This is a genomic window from Cohnella zeiphila (assembly GCF_014212055.1).
Lineage (GTDB): Bacteria > Bacillota > Bacilli > Paenibacillales > Paenibacillaceae > Cohnella > Cohnella zeiphila.
Map to the genome: position 1 here is coordinate 84,240 of NZ_JACJVO010000031.1, position 10,761 is coordinate 95,000.

The 10,761-nt window shown below is 60.1% G+C and carries 11 protein-coding genes; 4 read left to right on the plus strand and 7 right to left on the minus strand.

Features of this window, described 5'->3' with window-relative positions; translation table 11 throughout:
- The first annotated feature begins 38 nt into the window (after positions 1 to 38).
- Positions 39 to 659: a TetR family transcriptional regulator gene (locus H7C18_RS23210; RefSeq protein WP_185131496.1), complete on the plus strand. Its 621-nt coding sequence runs from the start codon at positions 39 to 41 to the stop codon at positions 657 to 659.
- 60 nt (positions 660 to 719) lie between these two features.
- Here the strand turns inward: H7C18_RS23210 and H7C18_RS23215 are convergent, their stop codons facing one another.
- Positions 720 to 1,457: a class I SAM-dependent methyltransferase gene (locus H7C18_RS23215; RefSeq protein ID WP_185131497.1), complete on the minus strand. Its 738-nt coding sequence runs from the start codon at positions 1,455 to 1,457 to the stop codon at positions 720 to 722.
- Positions 1,458 to 1,497: 40 nt separating this feature from the next.
- Entirely contained in the window at positions 1,498 to 1,890 is a 393-nt protein-coding gene (locus tag H7C18_RS23220) for a winged helix-turn-helix transcriptional regulator (protein ID WP_337913893.1), read from the minus strand.
- A gap of 116 nt (positions 1,891 to 2,006) precedes the next feature.
- Between H7C18_RS23220 and H7C18_RS23225 the strand changes: the two genes are divergently transcribed.
- Positions 2,007 to 3,020, plus strand: coding sequence for a zinc-dependent alcohol dehydrogenase family protein (locus tag H7C18_RS23225; protein ID WP_185131498.1), 1,014 nt, complete (start codon positions 2,007 to 2,009; stop codon positions 3,018 to 3,020).
- 57 nt (positions 3,021 to 3,077) lie between these two features.
- Here the strand turns inward: H7C18_RS23225 and gdhA are convergent, their stop codons facing one another.
- The 4 genes from gdhA to H7C18_RS23245 all read right to left on the minus strand — a co-directional run bounded on the left by gdhA (position 3,078) and on the right by H7C18_RS23245 (position 7,812).
- The gene (gene gdhA / locus H7C18_RS23230) at positions 3,078 to 4,451 is read right to left on the minus strand and encodes an NADP-specific glutamate dehydrogenase (protein ID WP_185131499.1); all 1,374 of its coding nucleotides are present in this window, start codon (positions 4,449 to 4,451) and stop codon (positions 3,078 to 3,080) included.
- A gap of 146 nt (positions 4,452 to 4,597) precedes the next feature.
- On the minus strand, positions 4,598 to 5,584 hold the full coding sequence (locus H7C18_RS23235) for a diaminopimelate dehydrogenase (protein WP_185131500.1): 987 nt from the start codon (positions 5,582 to 5,584) through the stop codon (positions 4,598 to 4,600).
- 151 nt (positions 5,585 to 5,735) lie between these two features.
- Positions 5,736 to 7,094, minus strand: a complete 1,359-nt coding sequence (locus tag H7C18_RS23240) for a sensor histidine kinase (RefSeq protein ID WP_185131501.1) — start codon at positions 7,092 to 7,094, stop codon at positions 5,736 to 5,738.
- Entirely contained in the window at positions 7,072 to 7,812 is a 741-nt protein-coding gene (locus H7C18_RS23245; protein WP_185131502.1) for a response regulator transcription factor, read from the minus strand. The genes H7C18_RS23240 and H7C18_RS23245 overlap by 23 nt, the downstream gene beginning before the upstream one ends.
- Positions 7,813 to 7,974: 162 nt before the next feature.
- On the opposite strand from H7C18_RS23245, the gene H7C18_RS23250 reads away from it, so the two are divergent.
- Entirely contained in the window at positions 7,975 to 8,676 is a 702-nt protein-coding gene (locus H7C18_RS23250) for a hypothetical protein (protein ID WP_185131503.1), read from the plus strand.
- A gap of 179 nt (positions 8,677 to 8,855) precedes the next feature.
- A complete protein-coding gene (locus tag H7C18_RS23255) occupies positions 8,856 to 9,710 on the plus strand; it encodes a pentapeptide repeat-containing protein (RefSeq protein WP_185131504.1) in 855 nt (284 codons plus the stop codon).
- A 56-nt stretch (positions 9,711 to 9,766) separates the two neighbouring features.
- Here the strand turns inward: H7C18_RS23255 and H7C18_RS36100 are convergent, their stop codons facing one another.
- On the minus strand, positions 9,767 to 10,756 hold the full coding sequence (locus H7C18_RS36100) for an S-layer homology domain-containing protein (RefSeq protein ID WP_420481882.1): 990 nt from the start codon (positions 10,754 to 10,756) through the stop codon (positions 9,767 to 9,769).
- Between the last annotated feature and the right edge of the window lie 5 nt (positions 10,757 to 10,761).

The following is a 10,761-nucleotide window of genomic DNA, read 5'->3' on the forward strand; positions in this document are numbered from 1 at the left end:
TCCGTTTGCAAATTTTTTCCGTGGAAGGAGAATCGGCCGTGGAACCCCCCGAGACAAACGGCGCGTCGGATAGCCGCGATCTGCAATACCGCCGCCGCATTCTGGAGGCCGCCAGCCGGCTGTTCGAACGGAGCGGCATCGAATCGGTCAACATGTACCAGATCGCGCAGGAGGCCGGAATCGGCCAGGGAACCTTATATCGCCGCTTCGAGCATCCCGGAGAGATCTATTCCGAACTGTTGCATGCAAGCGTGGAGGAAATCTTGACGGAGCTGGAGGGGATCGCGGACGACGATTCGGACCGCGCCCCGGCTTCCGCTTTGGACCGGCTGGACGAAATCGTATGCAAGGTGCTTGATTATATAGACAGCCATGCAAAGCTTCTCTCCGCCATCAGCTGCATGTACGGCAAGAAGAAGTTCCTTCCGCATAAGAGGCCGGTTACCGACCGGCTGCACGGCGTGATCCGCAGGTGCCTGAGCCGCGCAACGGAACAGGGGGAGATTCGCGGAATCGATGTCGGGCTGACCGCCCACTTTATGCTGACGACTCTCACTCCGGAGCAATATCTGTATCACCGCGAGGATCTGGACTACAGCAAGGAACAATACTTGGCGGGCGTCCGCCGCCTGTTTCTGGAAGGCATTCGCGAGAGGTGACTTTTGGGGTCCGGACAGCCGAACGGTCCCGAGGCGGATAACCTCGGGACCGTTTGCCGGCTACTCCGGTTTCGCCGCCGCGATCAGCAGGAATATCGGGCGGCGAACCTCGTCCCGATACTCCGGATGGCGGTTCAGCATCTCCTCCGTCGGCTTCAGCTCCGACAGCTTCTCGACGCGGAAACCCGATCCGATCAGCGAATTCAGGTAGGTCGCGACCGTCCGATGGTACTTGACGACGTCATCCTCCAGGAACCGGGCATCGCGAGCCCCTTCCAGATGGTAATCGTCGACCGGCCAATGGCGCTTTTCTCCTTGCGGTCCGTATTCCCAGTCCTGCGCGGAGAGCGCGGTGAAGATCGGGTGCTCCACCGAGAAGACGAAGCTGCCGCCCGGAGTCAGACAGCGGTTCACTTGGCGGCAGACTTCGTCGAACGACTCGACGTAGTGGAAAGCCAGCGAGCTGAGAACCGCGTCGAACTCTTCTTCGGCGAAGTCGGCGTCCTCGATCGCGATCCGCCGATACTCGATCGCCGGATCGCTCGTCATCTCCCTCGCGCGCTCCAGCATTTTCTCCGACAAGTCGATCCCGACAACCGAACGCGCTCCCCTCTCCCGGGCGTACCGGCAGTGCCAGCCGTAGCCGCATCCGAGGTCCAACACGCGCTTGCCTCTCAAGTCGGGCAGCATTGCCCTCAGCTCGGGCCACTCGCCCGCCGCCTGCAGACCGTCGACCGACCGGGGCATCTGGCTGTATTTGCGAAAAAAAGCCGGTTCGTCGTACTTGTTCTGTTTCATGGATCTATTCCTCCTTGTCATCTCGGCCCGTCCCGCTTCGTTACCCCTTCGACAACGGAAACTCTCTGCCTTCGTCGTATTCGGCTCGCGCTTCTTTCACCTGCGAATAATGGTCGGACGCCCACTCCTTCAACATCCCCATATAGGGAACGAGCGATTGCCCCAGCGGCGTCAACGAGTATTCGGACACGGGGGGCACCGATGCCGTCACTTTCCGGGCCACGAGTCCGTCCCGTTCCAGCTGCCTCAGGGTCTGGGTCAGCATCTTCTCGGAGACGCCTTCGATGCGCCTCTTCATCTCGCCGTATCGGATCGTTCCGGCCTCGAGCGCGTAAAGCACAAGCGCGGCCCACTTGCTCGATATGATCTCCAGAACGTGCGTATAGCTGCATACCTCAAGGGAAATGTCGGGCTTGCTCGCGGTCTTTTTCACGGCACGGCTCCCTCCTTCCGAACTTTCAGGTTCGTATCGCACTTCAAAGTGCCTTCTTACCGAATTCTAGTTTATGGCTTATGGTATGTCTATTCCCGATTGAAGGAGTGATCGTCATGAAAGCATATTGGATCGAGGGCGGTTTCGGATTTGACCATATAAAAGAGACGGATAGGCCGATTCCGTCGCCTGGGCCGGGGCAAGCGCTCATTCGCATGAAAGCCGTATCGCTGAACTCGCGGGACATCGGGGTTATCGAAGGGTTTTACGAGCCGCGCCGCACGAAGCCGCTGATTCCGGTGTCGGACGGCGTCGGGGAAGTCGTCGCTTTGGGGGAAGGAGCTTCCAAGTTCCGGGTCGGAGAGCGCGTGGCCGCCATCTTCACCCAGAGCTGGACGGTGGGAGAACCGACGCAGGCGAATTGGACGTCGACGCTGGGCAGCCCGCTGGACGGTCTGCTCGCGGAGTACGCCGTGCTTTCGGAGGATGGGCTCGTCCGCGTGCCGGAGCACCTGACCGACGAAGAAGCCGCGGCCCTTCCTTGCGCCGGCGTGACGGCATGGCATGCGATCGTCGAGGAAGGCAAAGTCGGGGCGGGAGATACGGTCGTCGTGCAGGGGACGGGAGGGGTGTCCCTGTTCGCCCTTCAATTCGCCAAGCTCCAAGGGGCTCGGGTCATCGTCGCGTCGGGCAGCGACGAGAAGCTGGAGCGCGCGAAGTCCTTGGGCGCCGATTACGGCATCAACTATAAGCGAACCCCGGATTGGGACCGGGCCGTGCTGGAATATACCGGCGGAACGGGAGCGGATCATATCGTGGACGTAGGCGGCGGCACTACGCTAAACCGGTCCGTCTCGGCGCTGAAGGTCGGCGGACAGATCAGCATCGTCGGCATCCTGTCGGGTTCCGCCGTGGAGGATTTCGCGATCGTTCCCGCCATCATCCGCAAAGCCAGGCTTCAGGCGATCAACGTCGGCAGCCGCGCCATGTTCGAGAAGATGAATCTGGCGATCGCGCAGCACCGGCTGCGGCCGGTCATCGACCGCACTTTCCCCTTCGAGCGGTCCCTGGAAGCCCTCCGTCATTTGGCATCCGGCTCCTACTTCGGCAAGATCTGCATCTCGTTCTGAATCGCATCAAACAAAACCGGCCGGAGAAATTCCCGAGAGAACTCTCCGGCCCGCGACTTATACGATGCCCTGCAGAACCATGGCGTCCGCGACCTTCAGGAAGCCGGCGATATTGGCGCCTGCCACCAGGTTGCCGGATACGCCGTACTCTTCGGCCGCTTGCACGCTGTTTTCATATATATTTTTCATAATCGTGTGCAGTTTCGCGTCCACCTCTTCGAAGGTCCAGGACGTTCTCATGCTGTTCTGGGCCATCTCCAGCGCGGATACCGCGACGCCGCCCGCATTGGCGGCCTTGGCCGGACCGAACAGCACGCGGTGGTTCAGGAACACTTCGACGGCTTCCAGCGTCGACGGCATGTTCGCGCCTTCGCCGACCGCCCGAACTCCGCCCGCAACGAGCTTGCGGGCCGCCTCTCCGTCGATCTCGTTCTGCGTCGCGCACGGCAGCGCGATGTCGCAAGGGATGGACCAGATGCCCTCGCACCCTTCCGTATAGACCGCTTGCGGATGCTTGTCGACGTATTCGCGGATCCGCTTGCGCTCCACTTCCTTCAGCCGCTTCACCGTCTCGATGTGGATGCCTTCCGGATCGTAAATGTAGCCGTCGGAATCGCTGCAGGCGACGACCTTCGCTCCCAGCTGCGCCGCCTTCTCCATCGCATAGATGGAGACGTTGCCCGAGCCGGAGACGACAACCGTGCTGCCGTGGAAGCTCAACCCTTTGTACTTCAGCATCTCGTTTACGAAATAGACGCAGCCGTAGCCGGTCGCTTCCGTCCGGGTCAGGCTGCCGCCGTAACCGACGCCCTTGCCCGTGAGTACTCCGGCTTCATGGCCGCCGCGAATTCTCTTGTACTGCCCGAACATATAGCCGATCTCCCGCGCCCCGACGCCGATATCGCCGGCCGGAACGTCCGCGTCGGGCCCGATGTACTTGTACAGCTCGGTCATGAAGCTCTGCGTGAACCGCATGATCTCTCCGTCCGACTTGCCCTTCGGGTCGAAGTCGGAACCGCCTTTGCCGCCGCCGATCGGCTGCCCGGTCAAGGCGTTCTTGAAAATCTGCTCGAAGCCCAAAAACTTGATGATGCTGGCGTTCACCGTCGGGTGGAAACGCAGACCGCCCTTGTACGGGCCGATCGCGCTGTTGAACTGCACGCGGAACCCGCGGTTGACCCTGATCTTCCCTTCGTCGTCCACCCACGGAACGCGGAACTGGACGAACCGTTCCGGCTCGACAACCCGCTCCAGAATGCCAAGTTCCCGATACTTGGGATGCTTGGCGAATACGGGCAGGAGGGAATCGAGGATCTCCTTTACCGCTTGATGGAACTCGCTCTCGTTCGGATTGCGCCTCACGACGGTCTCGTAAACGGACTGCACATACTGGGCCGCTGCGGCCTGCTGATCTGACGTTAACGTGGTCAATTCGACTGCTCCTCTCGACATTTGCACTTCATGCACGAAAATTTGCATTAATAACCTAATTTAAACGAACTAGTAAGGAAACTTCAAGAATAAATTTTGTGAAAGTTCCACAAAAAAACCCCGCCTTCGCAGGCGGGGCAGAAGTTTTATAACAATTCTCGACGAAGTTCCTCGGGCGATTTGGGGGACAGATAGCCGAGCGGAATGTCGAACACGGTCTTGGCGCCCGTCGCGCCTTCCTTGCTCAGCCGGTAAGCCGCCCGGGCATACGCGACGAGCACGCTGGCCGTAAACTCCGGATTGCTCTCCAGCTTCAAGCCGAATTCGACGATCTGCTTGGTACCTTCTCCGGTCGTTCCGCTGCGGATGACGAAGCCGCCATGAGGCATTCCGGCGTGCTCCGAGCGAAGCTGCTCTTCGGTAATGAAAGTGACCGTCGTATCGTAATCCGAGAAGTAGTTCGGCATCGTCACGATCGCCTCGCGAATCCGATCCTGATCCGCTCCTTCTTCGGCCACGACGAAGCATTGCCGAAGGTGCTTCTCGCGCGTGGACAGCTCCGGCGTCTCGCCCGACCGGATCCGGTCGATGACGCTTTGCACGGGAACGGTATACTGAACGCCCGCCTTGACTCCCGGCACGCGGCGGATCGCATCGGAATGGCCCTGGCTGACCCCTTTGCCCCAGAACGTATAGTCCTTGCCTTCCGGAAGAATGGCTCCGGCCAGCAGCCGGTTCAGCGAGAACAGACCCGGATCCCATCCCGTCGAGATGACGCTCAGATGGCCGCCTTGCTTGGCTGCGGCGTCTACCGTGCCGAAAAACCCGGGAATGTTGGCATGGGTGTCGAAGCTGTCGACCGTATTAAACATTCGGGCGAATACGGGGGTTTGCTCCGGAAGGTCCGTCGCGGAGCCTCCGCACATAATCATGACGTCGATGCTGCCTTTGTATTGCTCGGCCGCCGAGACGTGCTCGAAGCGCAAGCCTGCCGCTTCCGAGTTCATTTGTTCGGGCTGCCTGCGGGTGAACACGGCCGCCAGCTCGAAATCGGGGTTCTGGGCGAGCGCCTTTTGGACGCCTTTGCCAAGATTGCCGTAGCCGACGATGGCCGCTTTTATTTTGCTGCTCATAGGAATCCTCCTCTGTATCGGATAATGGGTCGTCGATGGTTTCAACAGATATTAGTATATCTATACTTTACATGGGGTGTAAACTATTTCGTTGTGAAAAATCGACAAAAACCATCGCAACCAAGCCTCAAGCAGGAAAGATTCGGCTCCCCTACGCAGCCCGAGGGAAGCTGAGCGAGATGACGGCCCCGCCCGCCGCCCGGTTGCTCGCCGTGATCCGCCCGCCGCACCGTTCGACGATCGCGCGCGAAATGGCCAGGCCAAGCCCGGTTTCTCCATCCTTGCCTTTGACGAACCGGTGGAACAGATAGGGCAGCAGGCCGTCCGGGATTCCCTTCCCGTCGTCGGCGACGGTGAGAAGGACCTGGCCGCTCTCGATCGCGGCTTCGATGACGATGGTCTCTTTCGCATAGCGCGCCGCGTTCGACAGAACGTTCAGCAGCGCCTGCAGCAGCTTGTCCCGGTCGGCCTGCACGACAAGCCCCTGCGTCTGTGCCGCACCGCGGTATATCGTTCGAAGGCTCAGCCCCTTGGCGGCCAGAAGCGGGTTCATGCGCTCGATCGCCTCCGTGACGATCTCCCGGATGGCGACCGCGGAGGTCTGGAAGATATCCTCTTCGCTGTCCAGCTTGGCCAGAAGCGTCATCTCCGTGACGATCTTCGTCAACCGGCCGCTCTCGCTTAAGATAATGTCCAGCCCCTTGCGCGAGCTTTCCCCTTCGAATACGCCGTCCCGGATTCCCTCTGCGTAGCCGGCGATCGACATGAGCGGCGTCTTCAGCTCGTGGGATGCGTTCTGGAAAAACTGCTTTTGCGCGCGGCTATACCGGTCCAGTTCTCCGGCAAGCTCATGTACGGCCCGCGACACAGCCCCGATCTCCCCGCCTGCCTTCACGAGGGCAACTTCGCCGAATTGCCGCTCCCGCACTTTTTTCAGCTCTTCCCGCAGCTTCGCCAAAGGAAGGATCAGTCTCCGCGTGATCAGGACGCTGAGCAGGAGCGCCACGATGCCGCCGACCCCCAGCACGATCAGCAGCCGGCCCATCAGTTCCCGCTCGATCGCCTTGACTTTGCTGACCGGCGTCAGCAGCGTCAGCGTCCCTTGCGGAACTGTGCTGACGCTGGCGATATAGCTGCCGCTATTGCCGGTCGTAATCTCCTTCAGCGTAGAGGATGCCATCGTCCCCTGCAACGCGCCCGCCTTGGCGGCCGTCAACGTGGACGCGGTGCTCTTCAGCACTTGGCCTTGCGTATCCACGAGATAGGCTTCCACGTCTAAGGGAACCGCAAGCGCGGCCTCCAGGGAGGAGGCGGTGCTTGCGGTTCCCGCCGTCTGGCTGGCTTGCAGGCTCAGCGTCGAGGCCACCGTCGTCCCGATCGAGCGCAGCTCCTGCCTCTGCGACACCATGAAGTGATCCATCAGCACGAAATGAATGAGTACGGCCGCCACTCCCAGCACGACGACCAGAAGCAGACCGAACGCCAAATTAATCTGATGCAGCAGTTTCATGGATATCCCCTCCGTTCCATCTCAAGCGATAGCCATGCCCCCATACCGCCTCGACCGGCAGCGGATCGATTTTTTTCCGAAGCCGCTTGATCAGATGGTCCACCGCCCGGTCGCTCCCGTAATAATCGTCCCCCCAGACCAGAACGAGCAGCTCCTCTCTCGTAAAAGCCCGGTTCGGATGCTCCGCGAACACTTTGAGCAGCGAGAATTCCTTAAACGTCAAATCCGCCTCTTCTCCGCCCTGGAAAACGCGCCGTTCCTCCGGCAGAATCCGCAGCGTCCCGACCTGGAGGACGGCGTGCTCCGCCGACTCCGCGGAGCCGGCTTCCGGCTCTCCCGCGCTCCGCAGCCTGTACCACCGCTGAAGCTGGCGCTTCACCCGGGCGACCAGCTCGCGGGGGCTGAACGGCTTGACGAGATAGTCGTCGCTCCCGAGCTCGAGGCCCAGGATCTTGTCCACCTCGCTGTCTTTCGCCGAGATCATGATGATGGGCACTTCCGCCTCATACCGGATTCGCCGGCACAACTCATACCCATCCATGCCGGGCAGCATAATGTCCAGCACCCACAGGTCGGGAGGGGCGCTGCGCCAGAGCTTCCACGCTTCCTCTGCGTTCCCGAGCCCGATCGTGCGGTAATTTTCCCGATTCAAATAGGCTTCGACCAAATTCCGTATGTTCAAATCGTCGTCCACGACGGCAATCGTATAGTCGCTCATGCGGAGATAACCTCCCGGTTCCGGATCTGCCATCATTATAGCAAGTCCATATCGCGGAAAAGCCCGTGCCATCGTTTTTCCACAATTCCACCAACGGCCTGCCATTCTTCCGCGATAGGATAGGAGCCGTAAGAACAATCGAATCCGATAGGAGAGTGCCTTATGCCAAGCAAAAGCATCGCAACCAAGATCGCCGCCATTACCCTCGCGCTGTCCGCCGTCGCCAGCCCGCTCGCTGCCAACGCGGCAAGCGGACCGCTCGCCGACCGTTACGCCGCGGGCCAATCCGCAGCTTCGAGCACCGCGGTCTCGATCGCCCCTGCGATCCGACTGGCCGACCCGCTCGAGCTCGCCAAGCAATACGCTCCGGATACCGTCCCGGAATGGGAAAAGGCGCTCGCCGCCTTCAACTCGCTGACCAAGAGCGCCGCCGTGCTGACGATAAGCGAATCCGCCGAGGGTTTGAAAAGCGGCACGTTCCAAACGGTTGCGGCCGTTAAGCTTTCACCCGCCGATATCAAGCCGGGGTCCGCGACTTTGAAGGCCGTTCCGATCGGTCAAGCTCAAGCCTTGAAAGCCGGAATCGTGTCCCAAGGCGAGATTAAGGCGTTGAAGCTCTCCGCCTCGCAAGCCGCCGTTCCGGGAACCGCCGCAACGTTGACCAAGGCGGATGCGGTCGGGCTTCCAGCCGGGCAAACTGCCGTCACGACGGCTGCGGCTGCTCAGCCAGGCCCTCTCTTCCAAGCCCGGATCGACCTGGGCAAGACGGCCGAATCCAAAGATGCGGAAGCGATCCGGCAATCGCTGGCCAAGCTGCTGAAGCTGTACCAAGCGGAGATCGAGGAACTTCAAGACGGCAAGTGAGATAGATTAAAAAAAGGTTAGAACGAACGATAGCAAAGCAAAGCAAGGCTGCTGCATCGCCCAGCCTTGCTTTTGCTTTTGTTTTGCCCAGCTCTGTAAACCAACAGACAGCATGCGGACACGCCCCAGTTGAAAATGGTATGCTAGTAGACAGCCATCAATCAAAAAGGGGATCCGCCATGCCTGAGAATCATTCGTCGCCCCGCTCCGCTCTGCGGGCCGACTGCGACAAGTGCTTCGGCCTGTGCTGCGTTGCGCTGCCTTTCGCGGCATCGTCAGATTTCGCAATGGATAAAGCGGGCGGAACGCCCTGTCATCATTTGCAAGCGAATTTTCGCTGCGGCATTCATACGGAATTGAGAGCGCGGGGATTCCGCGGATGCACGGTTTTCGACTGCTTCGGAGCCGGACAGAAAGTCTCGCAGACGACGTTCGCCGGGCGAGACTGGAGACAAGCTCCCGAAACGGCGAAAAGGATGTTCGACGTACTCCCGATCATGAGGCAGCTTCACGAGCTGCTCTGGTATTTGAGCGAAGCGCTCGAATTCGAAGCCGCCCGGCCGATCCGGGACGAGCTCGGCTCGACGTTGGCCGAGACGGAACGGCTCACCCTGCTCGATGCCGAATCGCTCCTCGAATTGGACGTCGCGGCGCATCGGGCGGAGGTCAACCGCCTGCTTTTGCAAGCCAGCGAACTCGCCCGCGGTGAAGCGCTGAAGAAGGAGAAGAACCCGCCGAAGTGGCGAAAAGGAATCGGCCGCGGCGCGGACCTGATCGGCGCCAAGTTAAAAGGGGCCGATCTACGGCACGCCAACCTGAGAGGAGCCTACCTGATCGCATCCGACCTGAGAGGGGCCGACCTGCGGGGAGCCGATCTGATCGGAGCGGACCTGCGAGACGCCGATTTGAGCGGCGCCGATCTCACCGGCAGCCTGTTCCTGACCCAGGCGCAGCTGGACTCGGCGAAGGGCGACGTTGCGACCAAGCTGCCCCCTTCTCTTACTCGGCCGGCCCACTGGGACATTCGAGGCTGAAAAAACAAGCTGACGCCGCAAATTGCGGCGTCAGCTTGCAGGTTAGGTTGCTTTTTTCAGTTAATAAGTCCTGCCTTCTGAAGCATCCTCCGGAGCAGTACCGCCGTCTCCGCCCGCGACAGGTTCGTTTCCGGCTTCAATTGCCCTCCGTCGCTTCCCTGAACGAGTCCGCCGCGAATGGCAGCCGCCACCGCCTGAATCGACCAGGAATGCAAGGCGTTATGATCCTTGAAGGAATTAACCAGATCCTTCGCGTCTTCTTGCGAGATCTCGCTGTCCAGGCCGGCGATCTTCATCGCCCGGGCGATGACGACTAGGGCCTCTTCCCGGCTGATCGTGCGGTCAGGCCGAAATGTCCCATCGTTATAGCCGCCGATGAGGCCGTATTCCACCGCTTTGCCGACGGCTCCGTAAGCCCAATGGTCCGGAGCGACGTCGCTGAACGGAGTCGAGCTTCCGTTCTCCTGCAGTCCTAACGCCCGCACGACGAACGCCGCGAATTCCGCACGGGTTACCGCTTGATCCGGGTTGAAATGTTCGCTGTCCGTTCCTTTGACGATGAGCCTGGATCCCATGTCGTTCACGTCTTCTTTGGCCCAATGGTTCTCGACATCTTTGAACGCAACCGGGTTCGAAATGACAGTATACGTACTGTTGGTCAGGCTGTTGATTCTCGCCACGTAATGACCGTCTTTCAAATAGACGTAGGTCGGAACATGGGAGATCGCCTGACCGTTCTCGTCAAGCACGACCCCGGTGGTGATTTGGCTTGGATCTACGTCATCCGGAATCGTAATTTCCCGTTCTACGTAGGCGGTGAACTTCTTGACCACAATCGTCTGGTTCCCCACCGTAGCGCGGATCGTAAAATCGATCGGCGGAACGAGAACCGTCGAATGATTCTGCTGGGCGGATTGCTCAAACGCCAGGATCTGATCGGGAGTGCCGCTCGAGATGGCAATCTCGATCGAAATATCGCCCAAGCTCGTATCGGCTCTGGCTTGGGACAAAATCTCGTCAACCGGAATTTGATCGGCCGGGACCATATAAG

What these genes read in the sequence shown, in the direction of transcription:
- H7C18_RS36100 (WP_420481882.1), bottom strand. Translation starts at nt 10,756, where the DNA reads ATGGTCCCGGCCGATCAAATTCCGGTTGACGAGATTTTGTCCCAAGCC.
- H7C18_RS23255 (WP_185131504.1), top strand. Translation starts at nt 8,856, where the DNA reads ATGCCTGAGAATCATTCGTCGCCCCGCTCCGCTCTGCGGGCCGACTGC.
- H7C18_RS23215 (WP_185131497.1), bottom strand. Translation starts at nt 1,457, where the DNA reads ATGAAACAGAACAAGTACGACGAACCGGCTTTTTTTCGCAAATACAGC.
- H7C18_RS23245 (WP_185131502.1), bottom strand. Translation starts at nt 7,812, where the DNA reads ATGAGCGACTATACGATTGCCGTCGTGGACGACGATTTGAACATACGG.
- H7C18_RS23240 (WP_185131501.1), bottom strand. Translation starts at nt 7,094, where the DNA reads ATGAAACTGCTGCATCAGATTAATTTGGCGTTCGGTCTGCTTCTGGTC.
- H7C18_RS23225 (WP_185131498.1), top strand. Translation starts at nt 2,007, where the DNA reads ATGAAAGCATATTGGATCGAGGGCGGTTTCGGATTTGACCATATAAAA.
- H7C18_RS23250 (WP_185131503.1), top strand. Translation starts at nt 7,975, where the DNA reads ATGCCAAGCAAAAGCATCGCAACCAAGATCGCCGCCATTACCCTCGCG.
- H7C18_RS23235 (WP_185131500.1), bottom strand. Translation starts at nt 5,584, where the DNA reads ATGAGCAGCAAAATAAAAGCGGCCATCGTCGGCTACGGCAATCTTGGC.